Source organism: Sorangium sp. So ce385 (assembly GCF_051474135.1).
GTDB classification, from domain to species: Bacteria; Myxococcota_A; Polyangia; order Polyangiales; family Polyangiaceae; genus Sorangium; species Sorangium cellulosum_D.
Window position 1 is genome coordinate 3064059 of the sequence record NZ_CP150337.1, and the last position, 20018, is coordinate 3084076.

Here is a 20018-nt window from a genome sequence, read left to right on the forward strand (position 1 = left end):
GCGGCCTCGCGCGGCGCCCCGGAGAGGTGACGCGGCGCCCCGGCGCGGTAAGGTAGCGGCGCCGCGCCCGCCTCACCCGACGGAAGGCCCTCCTCCATGACCGAAGCGCCCGAGCTCCCCGACCTCTCCCCCGACGACGCTCACCCCCGGGCGGTCGCTGCCCTCGCCGACCCGTTCTTCTGGTCGCTGACCGACGAGACCGCCCCGTTCGGCAACGAGACGGCGCACGAGACGCTCACCGCGTTCCGCGACTTCCGCGACGAGCACCCGAAGGGGAGCCCCATCGAGCTGCTCGACGCGCTCCTCGCCCGCTGGGAGGTGGAGAGCGCCCACTGGAACGCCGTGGACGCGGCCGAGGTCCAGGCGCTCGGCGAGGAGGACGAGTACGGCCTGCTCACGCGCGACGAGGCGATCCTCGCCCTCGCCTTCAGCCAGATCGTGACCGAGGGCAGGCTCGATCCCGAGGTGCGCCGCCGCGCGCTCCTCGCGCTGGCCCGTCAGGCGCTGCCCGCCCTGCTCAGCGCCTTCGAGGGGCGCGCCCTGGAGCGCGCGCTCCGGATCGACCGGATGAGGGCCGTCCTCTCGGGGCGCTGGGAGTAGCGCGGCGTCGCTCGGGTCGCCTCGAGGGCCTACCGCCATTGAAGAATGGGGTATGCCGTCAGGCCAAAAGAAGCGAATCCTCGAATCTGAGCCCGTCTTCCTTCGGATCCTCGTGCGCGTCCCACCCGCACGCGGGCGCGTTGATGACTGAACCTCGATAGGCCTGTTCGTCCCGGGGACAGCGTTCCTCTCGTCGATCCGACACACTGTAGGGTGGCTCGCAGAGAGCGTCAGTGGATGCGTCTACCGACCGAGTTGTCAGGGAAGCCCTGAATTTTTCTGCCGCTCCGTCGCCGGTGCATGGAGGGCTGGATCGCCGCAATCGGGCCCGATTTCGCGGCCTTAGGGGCTTGTCGAGCGGCCCGACCGACAGGCCCTCGTGTCACCGGTGTTCTCGAACGTCGTGCCATCGAGGCACGCGGCTGTTGCGCCTACGGAGCATCGAGCTCATCGGTGCATGGATGATCAGGCCTCCCTCTTCCTCAGCGCGCCCAGCGCGAGGACTCGGCAGGGACGGCAACGCTCGTCGCCCCCCTCGGCCGATCCGCTGGAGCCGGCGGTACGCGCGTGATACAATCCACGTTCCGGCGATCGACGTCGCGGGACCGTTCACGAGCGGGTAGGGCATAGCGCCCCGAAGGAGAAGGAGTGCAGAATGGAGCTTAGAGCATGGTGCGCGGCGCTCTGCGCAGGGATGGTGGGTCTTGTGGCGTGCGGCGGGGACTCGGGCACCAACGGGGAAAGCGGTTCGCCGGGCGCGGGCAACGGAGGAAGCCAGGGGCAAGGCGGGGACATCTTCGGGTCGGGGAGTGGCCCCTTCGGGCAAGGGGGGGGCTCCTTCGGCAACGGGGTCAGCGGATCGACCGGCGGGACGGGGGGCAGCGGCGCGAACAGCGCGGGGTGCGAGCACGTCGATGTCGTGTTCGCGCTCGACAACTCCTCGAGCATGGACGAGGAAAAGCAGTCGATGCGCGAGATCGTGTTCCCGGCCTTCGCGCAGGCGCTGCTCGATATCAGCGGCATCCAAGACTTCCGCGCGGCCGTGATCGACGCCTGCCCGATTCCTGCAAATTTCCACACGCGCGGCGCCGCAGGCGAATGTTCGTTCCAGAGCGGACAAGCGTGGATGGATAGCTCGAGCAACGACCTCACGAGCGAGTTCCAGTGCGCCGCAGATCTTTATGTGGACGATGTCGAGTGCACCGGCAACAACGACGACGAACAGCCCGCGTCCGCCGTCGCCGCCGCGCTGGAGCCGCCGTTCTCCCAGGAGGCGAACGCGGGGTTCAGCCGCGAGAACGCGCTCCTCGTGGTGGTGGTGATCACCGATGAGGACGAGCAGCCCGTCCCCCGCCAGGAGCCGCAAGCGATCCACGATCGGCTCGTCGCCGTGAAGGGCGACGCGAAGAACGTCGTGTTCCTCGGCATCGGCGGGAAGACCGAGTGCGAGGGGGCCTATGGGGACGCCGAAGAGGCCGACAACCTGCAGCGGCTCGTGGACACGTTCGCCGCCGACGGCCGCGGCTTCTTCTGGGATCTCTGCGCAGGGCGCCTCGAGGACGGCCTCACGAACGCCCTCACGGCGATCGAGGAGGCGTGCGAGGAGTTCGTGCCCGTCGTGAATTGACCCGAGCCGGGCGCCAGGGAATGCGATGAGCGCACCTGGCCCCGGAGCGGCGGAGCGCCCGGCCCTGTCCTGAGCGCGCTCTTCGGCGGTAGGATCGCCGCCATGGACACCGCTTCCTTCCTCGCCGAGGTCGAGCCGCTCGCCCACCACGACCGCGTCCGCCGCGCCGTCGCGCTCGGCCGCGCCGCCGCGGGCGGCGACGCGGGCGCCGCCGCCCTCCTCGGCGCGCTCTCGGGCAGCGCCCAGGCCTACGAGCGCCTCCTCGCGCTCATGGCCGTGTACGGCTCGGGAGACGGCGCGCGCGTGCTCGCGGCCGTGTCGGACCCGTCCCGCCTCGTCCGGCGGCGCGCGGGCCGCATGGTGGCCCGCTACTGCGACGACGCCCAGGCGCTCGCGGCGCTCGGCGCCGTCGTCGAGCGCCGCACCCTCCGGCGCACGGTCGCCCAGCTCGCGCGGCGCAAGCGCCAGGCGGTCGTGGACGCCTTCCTCGGCGCGCGCCTGCAGCGGCAGGGGCGCGATCCGACGATCGTCGATCTGCTCCCGTTCGGCTCCGCGCCGCTCGTGTCGGCGCACCGGCGCGCCATCGACGAGGCGGGCGGCCCGCTCTGCCTCGCGCGGCTCGCCGACCGGCACCCCGCGGACGCGGCGCGCTGGTTCGGGGAGGCGCTCGCGCCCTCCGGGTCGCTCGACGTCCGCCACCGCTACCGCCTCGCGCCGCTCCTCGTCCGGCTCGCCCGGCGCGCCCCCGACGCGGCGCTCCCGCTGGTCCGGGCCCTCTTCGACCGCGGCGAGGAGCCCTCGTTCCTCGCCGACGAGCTCCGCCTGCTCGCCCGATCGCGCCCGGCCGCCACGTTCGACCTCCTCAAGGCGCGCCACGAGAGCGGCCGCCCCGCCCGTCCGCCCGGCGCCTTCGGGGTCGTGCGCTTCGACGAGGGCGCGCCCGCGCTCGGCGCCGAGCGCCTCGATTTCCTCATCCGCAACGCCTGGGGCGCGCTGAGCGACGGGAAGCGGGGCGTGCGGTGGTTCCTGCGGCTCTGCGCGGACGACCAGAAGGCGGTCCTCCGCGCCTTCCTCCTCGGCGGGCGCGGGGGCTTCGGCGCCTTCCTGTTCCGCTACATCAAGGCCGAGTCCGCCGAGGAGCGGGCGCTCCGCGAGCGGGCCTTCGAGCGCTGGTCGTGCGCCGCGCAGGCCGCCGACGGCTCGATCGCGCCCGAGGTGCTCGACGCCCTGCCCGCCGATCTGCGCGAGCGCGAGGCGCGGCGGCACCTCTTCGACTGCCCCGCGCTCGTCGCCAAGCCGGACCGGCGGATGAGCTACGCGCGCCTCCTGCCGTTCGCCGAGGCCAAGGCGGTGCTCGCGCCGCTCCTCGGGCACCCCGAAGGCGACGAGCGGGCCAAGGCGCAGGCGCTGCTCATCGCGAGCGTCCTGCACGACCGGGGCGCGCTCGCCGAGGCGCTCGCGAACGTGCGTGCCCGCAAGTTCGAGCAGGACCCGGTGCGGCGCGCGATGATCGGCGCCCTCGCCGCGCTGCCGCTCGCCCGCTTCGGGCCGGAGCACCTCGAGGCCGTGGGCGTCGTGGCGCAGGACGCGCTCGACGCCGCGGACCTGTCCCAGGCCACGGCCTCGGCCGTCGAGCGGCTCGTGGTCAAGCTGTTCCGCCTCGACGGCGCGTGGGGCGCCCGCTGGCTCGCGCGGATCCTCGCCGTGCGCGGCTCGGTGTCGACGGCCGGGCTCGGGGAGGGGCTCACGCGGGCGGAGGCCGAGCGGCTCACCCCCGCGCTCGCGCAGCTCGCGGGCGCGTGGAGCACCGCCGAGCGGGCCGGGGCGGTGCTCTCGCTCGCGCACAGCCTCGGCATCCGCCTCAAGGTGGTCGCGCCGCTGCTCGACGCGCTCGAGCGGCTGTCCCGCGAGCTCCCGTTCGTCGGCGTCGCGGCCGGCGCGCTGGCGCTCCTCCGCGCGCACGATCGGCCGCGGTTCGCGCGGCTCGTGCCCGCGCTCCTGCGCGAGGACGCGAGCTTCGCCCTGATCGTCGACGTCGCCCGGCACGTGAGCCGGAGGCGCCAGGATCTGCTCGATCCGCTCCTGGACGGCCGGCCGATGACCGGCAGGTACGCGACGGGGCGGACGCGCTGGGTGATCGACTTCGGCGCGGGCCACGCCCGCTGGACGGCGCGGCAGCAGGCGCGGTACGCGGCCGGCCTGCGCGCGCTGCTCGCGGACGAGACGTGCGACGTCCCCACGCTGCGGTTCGCCGTCTCCACGCTGGCCCGGCTGGCGTACGTCGACGCGTCGGTGATCGTCCCGTTCGCGGCGGATCCGCGGCAGCCGCTCCGCGAGATGGCCGTCCGGGCGCTGCCGTGGCTCGACGCCGGCCAGGGCGTGCCGGTCCTGATCGAGTGCCTGGGCGACGACCGCGCGCGCTGGGCCATCTACGCGCTCCGGAAGGCCTTCTCCGAGATGTCCCGCGATCGGGTGCTCGCCGAGCTCAGGGCCGTGCCGACGGCGAAGGTGACGGTGGCCAAGGAGGTCGTGCGCCTGCTCGGCGAGCTCGGCGGCGACGACGGCTACCGGGAGCTGCTCCGGCTGGACGGCCCGAAGACCCACCGCGACGTGCGGATCGCGCTGCTGCGGGCGCTCTGGGATCACCTCGACCGGCCGGAGACGTGGGACGTCTTCGGCCGCGCGGTCCGGGATCCCGACTGGATCGTGGCCTCGAAGCTCGCGGACATCCCGCTCGGCCGGCTCTCGACCGAGGCCGAGCAGCGCGTCGTGGAGCTGCTCGCCGCGATCCTCGGGCGGGCGGAGCCGGAGGCGCGGCTCGATCTGCTCCGGCGCGCCGCGTCCTTGCCGCTCCGGGACGAGAAGCGCGCGCTCTTCCAGCGGCTGCTCGGGCACCTGGACGCGCCCGCGCCCGAGGAGGCGGCGGTGGCGCTGGCCGCCGTGCTCGCCCGGATGCAGCCGGCGGAGGTGGCGGCCGTAGTGGCGCGGCTGAAGGAGCTCTCGCCGAGGCGCCGGCACCTCGTGGCGCTGCTGCCGGTGCTGTCGGCGCGGCTCGGCGCGTATGCCGCGCGGCACCACGTGGCGGTCGGCGAGGGGCTGCTCGCCGTGCTGAAGGCGGATGCGCTGGCCGTGCCGCAGTACCTCGGGCTCGCGGCCCGTCTGCTGCAATGGCGGGAGCTCGGGCAGGCGCTCGTCGAGCTCGGCCGGCGGGACCTGCTGCACCACGACGCGATGGTCGCGGCGATGGCCGCGGTGCACGGCTGCGTGCACCCGTCGCTGCTCGAGGAGGCGCTGCGGGGGAGCGACGATCCGCGGCTGCGGCGGCTCGCGCTGGAGGCGCTGGTGCAGGCGGCGTCGCCGAAGAACGGGTGGACGGCGGATCGGCGGGCGCTGCTGGAAGAGCGGTACCGGAAGGACCGGTCGCCGGCGGTGGCGGGGCCGGCGTCGTTCGTCGCGCCGCCGTGATCGATCTGCGGATCGTCCCCGCGTCGCCGGGCGGCGCCGGACGAGCGTGAGCCCTGCGGCTCGCAGCCCGAAGTCGCGAGGACTCTCGTCTGCAAGGAGCGCAATAGCTATTCGGCACCGAGCCGTGTCGCCCGCGCGAGGCCTTGCCGGCGCCCCTCGAGCTCGCGGCGCGACGCATTGGCGGAGTCCGAATCTCTGCTCGCTCTCGGCATGATTCCGACAATGCGGAGCGATGGTCATGGTGGTATTGTGCCGGCGCACGCAGTCCATGCGTTCGGGCAAGCCGATCGTTGGTCGATTTTTTTTTTTTGTTTGGGGAAAGGGAATGTGGAACCATGAAGAAGCTCGCGAAATTCGCAGTCCTCCCTGCGTTGGGTCTCCTGTCGAGCCCGGGTGACGTGTCGGCTGGGGCGACCGCGAGCGCCGGGGCGTGCTTCGCGTCCTCGGAAACGACCGTGTTTCGAGCGAGCAACGGCCTGACAAACCTCTTGAGCGGCGCGCAGGTCGTCACTTGCCCGATCCCGGTAGATCATCAGCTCGGAGGGACGGTGACCTTCCGGATCCGCATGGTTGATCTCAACTCCGACTCCGCGGACGACGCGAACGTGATGTGTATCGGAGGCGTGTTCGATCAGGATGGCAATGGTGTCGGCGATACTCCAATCATAACGTCAGGGACCGGAACCTTCACCGGCTTCGTGACGAAGACCACCTCGATCACCGTCTCGCCGCAGAGCTCTTCGCACACGTACTCCGTGACTTGCTTGCTTCCAGGGGGTGGATCGTCTGGTATCAGCACGGTGCGCGTCTTCTGAGTCGAGCCGAGCGAGCCGAGTCGAGCCACGTAGGCCATGAGCTCTGGACGTCCACGCGGGGGACCGGTGATCGAACGACGACCGCACTGGCTGCTCATCCTGCTGGCTGGCATCGCAGCGTCGGCGGGCGCATACGTCTGGGGGCGCGCTTCGGCGCCCCCGGCGAGCGAGCGCGAGGGCGCCTTGCGCGCGGAGGACGGCCAGCGAATCGCGGCCCTGGAACGCGAGGTCCGCAGGCTGCGCGCCGCGACGTTGAAGGCAGCCGTCCCTTCGCAGCAGGGCTCGGCTGGCGAGGATGTGGTCGAGCCCCTCGGCTCCGCCCGGCCTCGCGACCGCGATGAGCAGGACGGCGACAGCTTCGACAGCACGGGCGCGCACGAGCAGCTCGATCCCGAGGAAGAGGAGCGTTCGTTGCGCGAGGCGCGCATCAAATTCTGGGACGGGTTGAGCGATCGCGTCAACACCGAGCCGGCCGACCCAGCATGGCGTCGTGAGACAGCGCCGGTGATCGCACGGTTGATCCCCGAGCAGCTGGGGCCACAGGTCAGCGTCGACGAGGTTGTCTGTTCTTCCAGCATCTGTCGCGCGAAGCTGACCCACCCCGAATGGCCACGCATCCCCGGCGACAAGCTCGTCCAGCTCAGCTTGCGCCGCGGATCGCTGGGGACGATGGAGCTCCAGATGGATACTCGGCAGGAGGGCGCCACCGTTCTGTTCTTCTTGCGTAGAGAACAAGCGCCCGCGGACCATGAGCTGTGAGGTTCGCTCGGTGCCGCACAGGGTGCCGCCACAGCCACCGTGACGAAGGAAATGTGACGAGCCGCGCCAGCGTGCGCCTCGATTCAGGAGCTCGGCCGCTGCCGAGCCCCTGGAGCACGCAGGCGTCAAGGTCCACAGGGCGGCGCGGCGCCGCCGCCCGTCACTGGCAGGGCGGGTCCCCGAGCGCCGCGGCGCACAGCGTCGGATCCTCGAACGCGCGGCTCACGTAGAGCAGCCGGCAGGCGACCGTGGCGCCCTCGGCGCTCGCGACGGCGTAGCCGGAGTCCTGGCCCGCCCCCGACACCTCGCCGCAGTCGAGCTCGCACGCGCCCCGCTCCACGAAGATCTCGTCGAACGCCTCCTTGCAGGCCGCCTCGAGCAGCGTGCAGTACGACGCGCAGTTGCCCGTCGTCGTGGAGTCGCTGTCGAGCCCGCAATGGCCGTCGCCCCCCGGCCCCGCGTGCCCGCAGTGGGTCTCCGGGGCCAGCAGCGCGCTGTAGGCGTGGTACTGGCGGCAGCCCACCGTGTTCTCGCTCCGGTCCTCCGTCCCGCCCGGCGGGAGCGCCCCGCAGACGGCGAGGCACTGCTCGACGGAGTCGTAGACGGCCAGGTCGTCCTCGCAGGACGTCATGACCACCCGGCAGAAGTCCTCGCAGCTCGGCTCGGTCCCCTCCGGCTCGATGCACGGCTCCACCGGCATCAGGCTCGCGTGATCGCAGTGCTCGTCGGGGTCCACCGTCGCGGAGCTCACGTGCACGAGCCGGCATTGCAGCGTGTCGCCCTCGTGGTTCTCGATGGCGTCGAACCCCTCGACGTCCCGGAGCCCCGCGCACTTGGCGACGCACTCCTCCTGCGTGGGGAGCTCGGGCGTGCACGCCGCCGCCTGCAGCGCGCAGTAGCTCTCGCAGTCGGTCCCGCACTCCCCGTCGCCGCCCGGGCCCGCCGCCGGACAGTGCACCGCCGGCTCGCCGGTGAGCCCCGCCAGCTCCGCCTGGCGCGCGCGGCAGGCGAGCGTGTTGTCCACCGGCTCCAGCGGATCGCCCGCCGGGAGCGCCGCGCACACGCCGTGGCAGGTGTCGAGCGTGGAGTACACCTGGTTCTCGCCCGTGCAGTTCGCCATCACGTCGGCGCAGTACGACGCGCACGCCTCGCTCACAGGAGAAGGCTCCGGCTCCTCCTCCGGCGGAACGTAGGTGCGGTCCTCGATGCCGGCGATGGCGTGGCAGCCGAGCCAGCCGAAGAGCGCCGGCGGGGCGAGCAGGACGAGCGGCAAGAGCCCGGTCATGAGGGGGCGCCTCATTGGAACGTCCCTCCGACGCGCAGCCCGACGTTGCGCGCGCCCACCACCGGCCCCACCTCGACCCGCGACGACGCCCGCGGCGCCACGAAGTACAGCACCGCGCCGCCGGCGAGCGCGGCCGCCCCGAGCCCGAACGCGATGTTCGAGGCGGTGGCGGCGCTGCTGGCCTCCTCGGTCAGCGTCACGCCGCGCGGATCCTCGCACGTGCTGCCGCCCTTGCAGTAGCCCTCGGCGTCGCCGTTCTTCGAGATGGCCTTCACGCCGAAGAACGTCCCCACGCCGAGCCCCACGACGCCCGCGCCGCCGACGACGAGGCCGACCAGGCGCATCGTGTCGCCCCGCGACGCCGCCGGCGCCGGAGCGGGCGCCGGAGCGGGCGCCGGCGCGGGCGCGCCGACCGCGGGCGCGGCGACCTCCGCCTCGGTGGGCGCCGGCTTGACCGGGTCGGGCGGCGGCCCCTCGAGCCGCTTGAGCGCCGGCACGTCGACGGTCGCCGACGCCTTGTTGCTCCCGAGCTTCACCGTCGTCTTCCAGGTCTCATGGCCCGGCGCGCTCGCCTCGATCGCGATCTCGCCCGGATCCACCGGGATCGCGATGCCGAAGATCGCCGGCTCGACGGGCTTTCCGGCGGAGCGCACCGCGAACCCCTGGAGGGCCAGGTTCTCCGGGGCGACGCCGATGCTCAGCTTGGACAGGCCCGGCTCCAGCCGGGCGGCCCTCGCCTGCGCCTTGCGGGAGCGCTCGGCCTGGCCCGCGGCCCTCGACTCCGACGCGGCCTGGCGGAACGTGGCCCAGGCGCTCGCCGTGCGGCCGGTGTTCTCGTAGCACTCGGCCAGGTAGAGCAGCGTGCCGATCCCCGGGTCGATGCGGTGGCTCTGCTCCAGCCTCGGGCACGCCTCCTCGCTGCGCCCCTGCTTCATCAGATCGAGCGCCGCGTCGAAGAGCGCCTCCGCCGTCGCCTTCTCGGCGGCGCTCGGCTCCGCCCGCGCGGGGAGCGCCCCGGAGATCAACGCCGCGCACAGACCCAGCGCGACGGGGTGTGCGGTGCTTCGCTGATGCCGTCTCATTCGTCCTGTACTCTCCTCCAAGCTGGCCGCGACGGCGTCCGAGGGCCGTCGCCCGGTTGACGCGGGCGCCGCGCTCAGCGCCGCCCGCCGAAGTCGCTGATCGTGGTGTTCCGGCGCGGCTCCTGCGGCGCGCCCGCGCCGGGCTGCGGGCGCTCGGCGGGGCGGGCCGTCGCGCTCGCCGGCGGCGCGGCCGGCCGGGAGGCGGGAGGCGGGCTGGAGGCCGCCGCCGGCGCTGCGGCGCTGCCGGCGGCGGCGGGCGGCTCCGGGGCGGCGGCGCTGCCGGCGGCGGGCGGCTCCGGGGCGGCGGCGCTGCCGGCGGCGGTAGGCGGCTCCGGCGCGGCGGTCGCGCCGGGCGGGGCGGCGCTCGCGGCGCCCGGCGCGGCCTCGGGCGCGGGATCCTGCGCGGCGGCGCCGGGCAGCTGCGTGGCCGCGGGCGCGGGGGGCTGTTCGCCGGCGGTGCTCCCGGGGCGCACGAAGAGGAAGAGCAGGGCGCCGAACGAGAACGCGGCCAGCGCGGCGCCGACCGCGAGGGCGGCGCCGACGAGCGCCCCCTTGCGCCCCGCGCGCGGGACCTGGCCCGTGTTGCTCCACGAGCTCACCGCGGGCCCCGTGTCCGCCGACGCCGCGGGCGACGGCGCGCCGTGCGGCACGGACAGGCGCGCTCCGGCGAGCTGCCCGCCGGTCGCCGCGCCGGGCGGAGGGAGCGAGATGCCGGGCTGGCTGAACGCCGGCGGCCGGGCGCCCGGGAGGCCGAGCACGCGGCGCGCCCGCTCGACGTGCACGTGGCTCCCGGCCGGGCCGAACGCGAGCAGCGCCGCCGCCAGATCGCCGACGTTCCTCCACCGCTGCTCGGGGTCCTTGGCGAGGCAGTGCATCACCACCGCGTCGAGCTCGCGCGGCACGTCGGCGCGCAGCTGCGCCATCGTGGGGGGCGTCTCGTGGAGCAGCGACGCGAAGAGCTGCGGCACCGAGTCGCCGTTGTAGGGCGTCCGGCCGATCAGCATCTCGTACACGATGACGCCGAGCGCCCAGATGTCGGTGCGCGCGTCCACGTCCTTGGCGCAGCGCACTTGCTCCGGGGACATGTAGAGCGGCGAGCCGAGGAGCGCCGCTGTCTTGGTCAGCGCCAGCTCGTCGCGCGAGCCGCCGAGCATCGATTTGGAGATCCCGAAATCGAGGACCTTGATGATCCGCCCGCCGTCGGGCCGGCGCGCGAGGAACAGGTTGGCCGGCTTGAGATCGCGGTGGACGATCCCCGCGGCGTGCGCCTCGGCCATCGCCTCGATGGCCTCGAGGACGTACCCGACGGCCTCCACCACGGGGAGCGGACCTCGCGCGCGGATCTCCTCCGCGAGGTTGTTCCCCTCCAGGAACTCCATGACCATGTAGGGCATCCCGCCCTGCATCGAGCCGACATCGAGGACGCGCGCCACGTGCTCGCTCTTGATCCTGGCCAGCGCGCGTGCCTCGCGCCGGAACCGCTCCGCCGGGTCGCCGCCCTCGGTGCCGGGCGAGTGCAGGAACTTCATCGCGACCCGCTGATCGAGCTCCAGGTGCCACGCGGCGACGATCGTGCCCATCGCGCCTGCGCCAACGATCTGCTCCACGCGGTATTTGCCCGCCAGCACATCGCCTATCGCCACGGGAGCCGCCACCATGGCCCGTAGGCTAGCCGAGATCCGAGGGAGCACCTACTCCGGAGCGCCGCGCCCTGCGCGCGGGACACAAAGCGCCGGCGAGCCGCGCCGCCGCGGCGGAACTGCCGGAGCTGTGCGCCCGGACACGCGTACCCGGGCATGCCGCGGGCGGCTCGACGCTCGGCGCCCGCCCGGCGAGGCGCTCACGGGCGCGTCAGCGCGACGCCCTCGACGCAGCGCCAGCGCTCGGTCGGCCCGTCCACGGCCCACAGCTCGAGCCGCTCGGCCCACCCTCGGTCGCGCCCGAGCGAGAGCACCCGCGGATCCGCGGCGAGGGACCGGCGGCGGTCTTCCGGCAGGTCGCCGTAGACGAGGCTCACGTGCGGGCGAAACGGGCTCTCGCCGGCGCCGAGCGCGGCCTGCGCGGCGCGGCGCAGCGCCGCGAGCGGCTCGGTGAGCGCCACGTCGAGGAACACGCACTGGTGGCGGGACGCGCCGACGGCGGGGCCGCGCGCGTGGAGCTCCACGGCGTGGAGGGCGCCCTCGAGGTGGCCGAGCTGCGCGGCCAGCGCGGCGCCGTCGCCGCGCAGCCCGGAGACCAGGGTGAGGTGCGGCGCGAACGCCGGCCCGCCGGTCTCCCGGGCGAGCGCCGCGATGAGCTCCCGGAGCCGCGCGGCCGGCGCGCCGCCGGGGACGAGCCACAGAGCGAACGCCTTGTCCTCTGCCATCGCCGACTCCCTCGCGCCGCCGCGCCCCGGGGGCAAGCGCTGCTACCGACCCGCGCGCGGCTCCAGGCGGAGCCACACGCCGCCGGACGTCCGCAGCGTGCCCGCGATGGCCAGCCGCGTCGTCCGCCCCGGCACCGCGCTCACCCGGTACTGCTGGACGATGCGGGCGAGGATGAGCTGACCCTCCATGTGCGCGAACTCCTTTCCGACGCACTGCCGCTGTCCGATCCCGAACGGGACGAACGAGAGCGGGTGCCGCCCGCGCGCGCGCTCGGGCGCGAACCGGCCGGGATCGAAGGTCTCGGGGCTCTCCCAGCAGTCGGGGTGCCGGTGGAGGACATAGCTCATCACGCCCACCATGGTCCCGGCGGGGATGTGGAATCCGTCGATCTCGTCGTCCTCGATGGCGGTGCGAGGGATCCAGTAGGCGGGCGGGTAGAGCCGGAGCGCCTCCTGGAAGATCGCGAGCGCGAGCGGGAGCCTGGGGACGTCCGCGAAGCCGGGCCGCCGGTCGCCGAGCGCCGCGTCGACCTCGGCCTCGAGCGCCCGCAGGACGCTGGGGTGCTCGACCAGGAGGTGGAGCGCCCACGCGAGGGCGACGGCGGTCGTCTCGTAGCCGGCGAGGAACATCGTGACCGCCTCGTCCCGGAGCTGCTGGCTGGTCATCTGCTCGCCGGTCTCCGCGTCGACGCTGTGGAGCAGGATCGTGAGCAGATCGCCGCCTCTCCCCGGCTGCGCCCGGCTCTGCGCGATGAAGCGGAACACGTGCTCGTCGATGCTCTTCACCGCCAGCTCGAAGCGGCGCCGCCCCGGGGACGGCACCCAGCTCGGCAGCGACCGGAGCACGACGCCGAGGAGCAGGAAGTCGTTCGCGTACCGGAGCGCGTCGCCGACGGTCGCCGCCTCTTCCTTGGTGATCCCGGTGCCGAACAGCGTGTTGAGGATGACCTTCATCGTGATGTGCGGCAGCTCCCGCTCGGCGTCGACCGGGCGCCCCGCGGCGGCGGCCGCGTGGAAGCCGGACAGCCCGTCGTCGATGGCCTGCACCATGAGGTCGCACATCGCGGCGAGCCGATCGCGGTGGAACTCCGGCTGGATCATGCGCCGCTGCCGCATCCAGAAGTCGCCCTCGCTCGTGGGCAGCCCGTTGCCGAGGAGGTCGCGCACGCCCTCCCACAAGGGGCCTCCTTTGCGGTAGTTGCGCGCGTGGTCGCGCAGGACGTGCTGGGCGTGCCGCGGGTGATTCAGCGCGATGAGCCGCGTGGCCCCGAGATCGAGCGCATAGAGATCGCCGAGCTCCTTCCGGGCGGAGAGGAGGTAATCGAAACGATCCTTGATCAGGCGCGGGAGCGCGCCCACGAGCGGGAAGCCGCGCGTCGACGGCGGCCGGCTCGCGCGGGCGGCGGCACGCGCAGGGCTGCTGGCGAGAAGGTCTGATGGCATGGTGGCCTCGTCCGGAAGTGGAGTGCGAGTGCGGGTGCGAGTGCGGGTGCGAGTGCGAATGCGAGCGCGAGCGCCGCCGGGCCGCTCGACGGCCGGAGCGCCCGCTCGTGGATCGGACGAGAGTACAGGAGGCCAGACCCCGGGAGAGTCGATGTTGTAAATAGATTTCTTCACGCCTGCGGCGTGCGGGCCTCGCGCGTCGCCGGGGGAGATGTGGTGAGGGCGCGCAGGCCGTGCTCTGAGCGCGGTTTACCCGGACGACGCGCTCGTCACCCGCGCGCCGCGAGGCGCCGCTCGATGTGGCCGATCGCCGTCGCCACGCCGTCCTCGCCGCGGATCTTGCGGCCGAGCTCCTCGGCGCGCTGCCGCATGCCGGCGTCGGTCGCGGCGGCGTGGATCGCGGCCGCGAGCGCCTCGGCGGTGAGGCGCGGCCGCGGGATGGCGCGCGGGCCGACGCCGAGCTCCTCGACGCGCCGGCCCCAGTAGAGCTGGTCGCCGAGGTGCGGGACGACCACCGCGGGCCGCCCGGCGCGCAGGCACGACGCCACGGTGCCGGCGCCCCCGTGGATCACCGCCGCGGCGACGCGCGGGTACAGCCAGTCGTGCGGCACGGCGTCGATCCGCAGGATCGCGTCGGGGAGCGCGGCGTCGCCGAGCCCGGCCCAGCCCGCGAGCAGGACCGCGCGCCGGCCGCTCCGCACGACCGCGTCGACGAGGAGCCGGGTGGTCGCGGCGGGATCGTGGGACGTCATGCTGCCGAAGCCGACGGCGACGGGCGGCTCGCCCGCCGCGAGGAACCGCTCGAGGGCCTCGGGCGGCCGGTACGCGCCGCCCTCGTCGAGGAACCAGTAGCCCGTCGTGTGGAAGCCGGGCGGCCAGTCCGGGGCGCGCGGGACCACGTGGGCGCTGTAGCCGTGGACGACCAGCATGCGGCGCAGCGCGGCCAGGTACGCGCGCCGGCCCTGCGGCGGCAGGCCGAGCCGCTTCCGCACGCGGTTCGTCACGCCGGCGTACCAGCGCCACACCGTCGGCTCGATCAGGAGCTTGCCCACGAGGAGGTTGAGCGCGCTGTCCCCGCGCGGGACCGGCGCGACCATCGCGGTCGGGCCGTGGCGCGTGGCCAGGATCGCGGGCTGGAGCGGCATGCTGACCTGCACCGCGCCGGAGGCCTCGGCGATCGACGCCGCGTACGTATCCGAGGTGAAGCTGCTCAGGATGAGCTCGGCGCCCTCGCAGGCGCGCAGCGCGTCCTCGGACATCTCCGCGCCGTAGCGATCGATGATCTGCTGCAGGATCCGCGGCTGGGCCATGGGATCGGTGCCGCGCGCCACCCACGCCTTGCCGAGGTCGCTCTCCATGATGTCGACGGTGTCGACGCTCGCCGGGATCGCCGTGAGCCCGTGCGCCTCGATCCAGCCCTGGAAGCTCTTGCCGGCGAGGACGCGGACGTCGTGGCCGCGGGCGGCGAGCGCCTTGCCGAGCGCGATGGCGGGCTGGACGTCGCCCCGGGTCCCCACGGCGAGCACGGTGGTCTTCATGCGGGGCCTGCTCGCCTCAGAGCGCCTTCCAGGACGCGTCGCCCGAGGGCAGCCGCGGCGGCTCGACCGACAGGATGTAGTCGACGCGGCGGTTGCGCGGCTCGTCCACCTGGTCCGCGGTCTTCACGAGCGGCGCCGACTCGCCGAGCCCCTCGAACGCGACCGGGAGCTTCAGGCCGCGGCCCTTGAACCAGGCGGCGATCGCGCGCGCGCGCCGCCGCGACAGGGCGAGGTTGTGCTCCACGCTGCCCACGGTGTCGGTGTGGCCGACGATGAACAGGGTGATCTTGCCGAGCTCGCTGGTCTTCGCGACGACCTCCGAGATCTTCTGGAGGCTCGCTTCCAGCTTGGGCACCTCGGGCGCCCGGATGACGTCGGAGTTGGTCTCGAACTGCACCTCTTCGTGGGGGATGCTCACGTTCCACGGGAGGATCGCGACCCCCGCCCAGTAGCCCTGGGTGTCGTAACCGAACACCTCGATGCGCGCGACGGTCTCGTCGCTCGAGGGCGTCCAGGTCACGGCGAGCGGCGTGCCGGCCGCGGCCCCGCCGAACGGCTTCTCCTCCTCGGCGAGGACGGCGCCCGACTGGCCGACGACCTTGATGCGCACCTTGGCGGCCGCGCGCGACAGCTTGACCTCGATCTGGCGGCCCTTGAGGTCCACCTTCGACCGGTCGATCGTCACCTCCAGCGCCGGCGGCCTGGGGGCCTTTTCGCCCTGCGCGGGCGCGGGGGCCGGGCCGTCGCCTCGAGCGGCGGCGGGGGCGAGCAGCGAGGCGGCGACGAGCAGGGCCGGGAGATGGCGCATGGGGACCTCATCTCGGAGGGTGAGGGAAGTCAGGAAGACGGGCCGAGTATACCACCGGGACGCCGGCGCCGCGCCGGCGGGCGTCCGGCGCGCCGCGCGATTTTGCCGCGTCCGCCGCCGCGCTTCTCCGCGCCGCGCCGGCGCGGCGGTGGCGGTCGCCGGCGCGATCCCGTAGTGTCGGCGGGCGTCGAGCGGCGCCCCTGCGAGGCTCTCCGGCGCACCAGCGCACATGGCAGTCACCATTTTCGATCTCTTCAAGATCGGCATCGGGCCGAGCAGCTCGCACACGGTCGGACCGATGCGCGCGGCGCGGATGTTCGCGGTGGATCTCGACGCGTCGGGCCTGCTCGACCGCACCGCGTCGGTGCGGGTGGAGCTGTTCGGCTCGCTCGGCGCCACGGGCCGCGGCCACGGCAGCGACAAGGCCGTGATCCTCGGGCTCATGGGCGAGACGCCGGACGGCGTGGACGTCGAGCGCGCGGGCGAGATCGTCGAGGGCGTGCGGCGGAGCGGCCGGCTGTCGCTGCTCGCCCGGCACGAGATCGGCTTCGAGGTGAAGGGGCATCTCGCCTTCTTGCACCGGAGCTTGCCTTTCCATCCGAACGGCATGCGCTTCACGGCGCTGGACCAGGGCGGCGCGCCGCTGCGCGTGCGGGTGTATTATTCGGTGGGCGGCGGCTTCGTGGTGAACGAGGGCGCGGCGAAGGGGGAGAATCCGATCGAGGAGGACGCGACGCCGCTCCCGTATCCGTTCCACAGCGCCGCGGAGCTGCTCGCGGCGTGCGCGGCCGGGGGCCTGCCCATCAGCCAGGTCATGCTGGAGAACGAGAAGGTCTTCCGTCCGGAGGCGGAGATCCGGGCGGGCCTCCTGCGGATCTGGGCGGTGATGCAGGAGTGCGTGCGGCGCGGCTTCCGGACAGAGGGCGTGTTGCCGGGCGGCCTCAAGGTGGCGCGCCGCGCGCCGGCGCTGTACCGCAAGCTCGTGGAGAGCCCCGAGGCGGGCCTCCGGGATCCGCTGACGGCGATGGACTGGGTGAGCCTCTATGCGCTCGCCGTGAGCGAGGAGAACGCCGCCGGGGGCCGCGTCGTGACGGCGCCGACCAACGGCGCGGCGGGGATCATCCCTGCGGTCCTGCACTATTACCGGCGCTTCGTGCCGACGTCGACGGACGAGGGGGTGATCCGGTTCTTGCTGACGGCGGGCGCGATCGGCCTTCTTTACAAGGAGAACGCGTCGATCAGCGGCGCGGAGGTGGGGTGTCAGGGCGAGGTGGGCTCCGCGTGCTCGATGGCCGCGGGCGCGCTGGCCGAGGGGCTCGGCGGCACGCCGGCGCAGGTGGAGAACGCGGCCGAGATCGCGATGGAGCACAACCTCGGGCTCACGTGCGATCCGGTGGGCGGGCTCGTCCAGGTGCCGTGCATCGAGCGCAACGCGATGGCCGCGATCAAGGCGATCAGCGCCGCGCGCATGGCGTTGCACGGCGACGGGGCGCATTTCGTGAGCCTCGACAAGGTGATCAAGACGATGCGCGACACGGGCGCGGACATGGAGTCGAAGTACAAGGAGACGGCGCGCGGCGGCCTCGCGGTGAACGTGGTCGAGGTGCCGCTGGAGGTCGGGGTCCACCTGCCGGAGTGCTAGCTCCACCCACCAGGAGTCTGGCCACGGATCCGGAGAGAGAGTTCAACGCAAAGGCGCAAAGGCGCAAAGGCGCAAAAAAGATCTGTAGTTTTGCGTCTTTGCGCCTTTGCGTTAAATTCTCTTCCCTAGCGAGGCAGATCCCTGGCGGGATTTCTGACGCACGGAACTATCCCCGCGCGCCGCCGCGTCGCACACGTCGAAGGGCCCGCGGCATCACCGGTCCACCGCATCGCCACGCTGCGCAGCCGCCCTGCGCGCGTGCGCCACACCTGCCGCAAACGTCGCACACACCGCGCCTGCCGGCTGAGCGCAGGGCGCACTGCGGAGCGTCGCGCCCATCTCGGGCGCCGTCGCGCGGCGATCGACGCGCGGGCAGCGCGCTTCACGGCCACGAGGGAATACCCTAGCCTGGCCGTGGGTCTCCGCCGCCACGGGCGCCGCATGCCGCGCCACGGGCGCCACAAGGAAAGAAGGACTCATGGCCGTTCCCTCTGGATTCGACCTCACAAGCGAGCGCTTCTTCGCCGATCCCTTCCCGACGCTCGAGCGGCTCCGGACCGAGGCGCCGGTCTACTTCTTCGAGCCGCTACAGTGCTTCCTCATCACCGCTCCTGCCGATATCGAGGGGCTCGTGAGGGACTCGAGCTTCACCGCGCGGCGGGCGACGGCGCTCCTCGGCGGCCTCGGCATGCTCGGGGAGGACGAGCTCTCGAGGAAGACGTTCGACTCCCTGTCGCGGCTCGCCTTCTTCCAGGACCCGCCGCGCCACACGCAGCTTCGACAGCTCATCATGAAAGGGTTCTCGCCCTCGGCGGTCGAGTGGATGCGCCCGCGGGTCGTGGGGCTCGTGCAGCGGGCCATCGAGCGGGCGCGGCGCGACGGCGAGATGGACGTCGTCTCGGCGTTCTCCGAGGCGGTCGCGCTCAACACGCTGGCCGAGATGTTCGTGATACCCGACGCCGATCGTCCGCAGTTCCTGAGATGGTCGACGGATCTGTTGAAGCTCGCCGGCGGCGGGGTGAGCTCGGAGGAGCAGAAGCGGGCGGTGAAGCAGAGCTGCTGCGACATGCTCGACTACATGACGAGGCTCGTCGAGGAGCGCCGGAAGGCGCCGGGCGAGGACGTGGCGAGCAGGTTCATCGCCGCGGAGGACGGTGACACCGAGCTCGCGGGCGAGGCGGCCCTGCAGTGCTTCCAGATGGTCGCCGCCGGCTTCGTCACCTCCGTGAACCAGATCGCGAACACCGTGCTCGCGCTCCTCAACCACCCTGCAGAGCTCGCGAAGCTCCGGGAGGCGCCGGGCCTCGTCCGCGGCGCGGTCGAGGAGAGCCTGCGCTTCGAGCCGTCCGTGCTCTCCCTCAGCCGCATGTGCAAGAGGGACACGGAGATCCGGGGCGCCAGGGTGTCCGAGGGGCAGTTCGTCTTCGCGATGATCGCCGCAGCGAACCGCGATCCCGGGCTGTTTTCCGAGCCGGACCGCTTCGATATCACCCGGCAGCAGAGCCGGCACCTGACCTTCGGGAGCGGCGCTCATTACTGCCCGGGGGCCCCGCTCATCCGGATGGAAGTGGAGGAGTCGCTGCGCGCTCTGCTTTCGCTGCCGCGCTGGGAGCTCGCGGAACCGACGTTGAGCTACGCCGGGTCGAACCTGCAGGACCGCGGGCCGAGCTCGCTGCGCGTCCGCTTCCCCGCGGCCTGAAGCCGGCGAGCGCGGCTCCGCTCGACGATCCCCGCGAGGCCGGGCGGGCGCGCGATTCCCCCCGAACACGCCCTTGGGCGCCCGGCCTGAAGCCGTGAACGAGGCTGTGGCGAGCTCGCCGAGACGCGGGTAGGCTGGCCTCGAAAGGTGCGGGCGGCCGCGTAGCCCTGGGGGTCGACACGATGCGAACGCCGATGCATGAACCGAAGCCACGGGCGCTCCGCGGCGCACGCTCCGCAACAGGTCACCGCCGCGGCCCGCGCTGGCAAGCCGCCTTGCCGCTGCTCCTCGGTGTCGTGGTCGCCGGCTCGGCGTGCGTCGGCGCGACCCGCGTCGGGGGGGCGGGGACCGGACGCGAGGAGCCGCGCAGCTCACCGCTTGCCTCGAACGCCGGCGCCCCGGCAGAAGACGCCGGCGCCCCGGCGCAAGAGCCCCATCCACAGCCGCCGGGCACCGAGCATCGGCCCGCGGAGAGCCCTGCCGCACCGGCCGCCGGCGTCCAGCAAGCGGCCGCGCCGCGCTGTGATGCGCTCGCGCGCTGTGGTGAACATGGCATCTGTCCCGCGGGGAGCGGATGCTTCGACCTCAAGCGCTGCGGGGGCACGGTGTGCACCACGATGGAGGCGGCTTGCGCCATCGAATGCGCACGTCCGGGGTGCACGCTGCTCAAGAGCCTGCCCCCTCAGATCCATTGCTCTCCCTGAGAAACGATCGCCCGGCGGGCGCTTGGCCCACCCAGCGCTCTGACCGGATCGTCGGCGCGCCAGCGCAGACCCCAGGCTCACGGTCTTCTGCAATGCTGTAATGTTCTGCGCCTCGGAATGGCTTGATTCAACTTTTGCCGGATTGAAAGAACTCGAAGCGCGGCTTGCGCCGAAGTTCTGCCGTCG

At 73.3% G+C, this 20018-nt stretch carries 14 protein-coding genes; 7 read left to right on the forward strand and 7 right to left on the reverse strand.

Features of this window, described 5'->3' with window-relative positions:
• The first annotated feature begins 96 nt into the window (after window positions 1–96).
• The 5 genes from WME83_RS11505 (at window position 97) to WME83_RS11525 (ending at window position 7266) form a co-directional block, all read left to right on the forward strand.
• A complete protein-coding gene (locus WME83_RS11505; RefSeq protein WP_437319314.1) occupies window positions 97–600 on the forward strand; it encodes a hypothetical protein in 504 nt (167 codons plus the stop codon).
• Window positions 601–1255: 655 nt separating this feature from the next.
• Window positions 1256–2227, forward strand: a complete 972-nt coding sequence (locus WME83_RS11510) for a hypothetical protein (protein ID WP_437319315.1) — start codon at window positions 1256–1258, stop codon at window positions 2225–2227.
• Between the two features lie 102 nt (window positions 2228–2329).
• Entirely contained in the window at window positions 2330–5692 is a 3363-nt protein-coding gene (locus WME83_RS11515; RefSeq protein ID WP_437319316.1) for a hypothetical protein, read from the forward strand.
• A gap of 335 nt (window positions 5693–6027) precedes the next feature.
• Window positions 6028–6507, forward strand: coding sequence for a hypothetical protein (locus tag WME83_RS11520; RefSeq protein ID WP_437319317.1), 480 nt, complete (start codon window positions 6028–6030; stop codon window positions 6505–6507).
• 66 nt (window positions 6508–6573) lie between these two features.
• Entirely contained in the window at window positions 6574–7266 is a 693-nt protein-coding gene (locus tag WME83_RS11525; protein WP_437319318.1) for a hypothetical protein, read from the forward strand.
• A 160-nt stretch (window positions 7267–7426) separates the two neighbouring features.
• On the opposite strand, the gene WME83_RS11530 is transcribed toward WME83_RS11525, so the two are convergent.
• The 7 genes from WME83_RS11530 to WME83_RS11560 all read right to left on the reverse strand — a co-directional run bounded on the left by WME83_RS11530 (window position 7427) and on the right by WME83_RS11560 (window position 15787).
• The gene (locus WME83_RS11530; protein ID WP_437319319.1) at window positions 7427–8551 is read right to left on the reverse strand and encodes a hypothetical protein; all 1125 of its coding nucleotides are present in this window, start codon (window positions 8549–8551) and stop codon (window positions 7427–7429) included.
• Window positions 8552–8562: 11 nt separating this feature from the next.
• Complete coding sequence (locus WME83_RS11535) at window positions 8563–9633, reverse strand: hypothetical protein (RefSeq protein WP_437319320.1); 1071 nt, start codon at window positions 9631–9633, stop codon at window positions 8563–8565.
• 74 nt (window positions 9634–9707) lie between these two features.
• Window positions 9708–11276: a serine/threonine-protein kinase gene (locus tag WME83_RS11540; protein ID WP_437319321.1), complete on the reverse strand. Its 1569-nt coding sequence runs from the start codon at window positions 11274–11276 to the stop codon at window positions 9708–9710.
• 197 nt (window positions 11277–11473) lie between these two features.
• Window positions 11474–11998 carry a 2'-5' RNA ligase family protein gene (locus WME83_RS11545; protein WP_437319322.1) on the reverse strand — a complete coding sequence of 175 codons (525 nt, stop codon included), beginning with the start codon at window positions 11996–11998 and terminating at the stop codon, window positions 11474–11476.
• A gap of 42 nt (window positions 11999–12040) precedes the next feature.
• Window positions 12041–13441: a cytochrome P450 gene (locus WME83_RS11550; RefSeq protein ID WP_437319323.1), complete on the reverse strand. Its 1401-nt coding sequence runs from the start codon at window positions 13439–13441 to the stop codon at window positions 12041–12043.
• Window positions 13442–13710: 269 nt separating this feature from the next.
• Complete coding sequence (locus WME83_RS11555; RefSeq protein WP_437319324.1) at window positions 13711–14979, reverse strand: glycosyltransferase; 1269 nt, start codon at window positions 14977–14979, stop codon at window positions 13711–13713.
• Between the two features lie 16 nt (window positions 14980–14995).
• Window positions 14996–15787 carry an OmpA family protein gene (locus WME83_RS11560; RefSeq protein ID WP_437319325.1) on the reverse strand — a complete coding sequence of 264 codons (792 nt, stop codon included), beginning with the start codon at window positions 15785–15787 and terminating at the stop codon, window positions 14996–14998.
• A gap of 229 nt (window positions 15788–16016) precedes the next feature.
• Here WME83_RS11560 and WME83_RS11565 point away from each other — a divergent pair, with 229 nt between their 5' ends.
• Together WME83_RS11565 and WME83_RS11570 are read left to right on the forward strand one after the other, a co-directional pair.
• Window positions 16017–17429 carry an L-serine ammonia-lyase gene (locus WME83_RS11565; protein ID WP_437319326.1) on the forward strand — a complete coding sequence of 471 codons (1413 nt, stop codon included), beginning with the start codon at window positions 16017–16019 and terminating at the stop codon, window positions 17427–17429.
• A 478-nt stretch (window positions 17430–17907) separates the two neighbouring features.
• Window positions 17908–19128: a cytochrome P450 gene (locus tag WME83_RS11570; protein ID WP_437319327.1), complete on the forward strand. Its 1221-nt coding sequence runs from the start codon at window positions 17908–17910 to the stop codon at window positions 19126–19128.
• The last annotated feature ends 890 nt before the right edge of the window (window positions 19129–20018 follow it).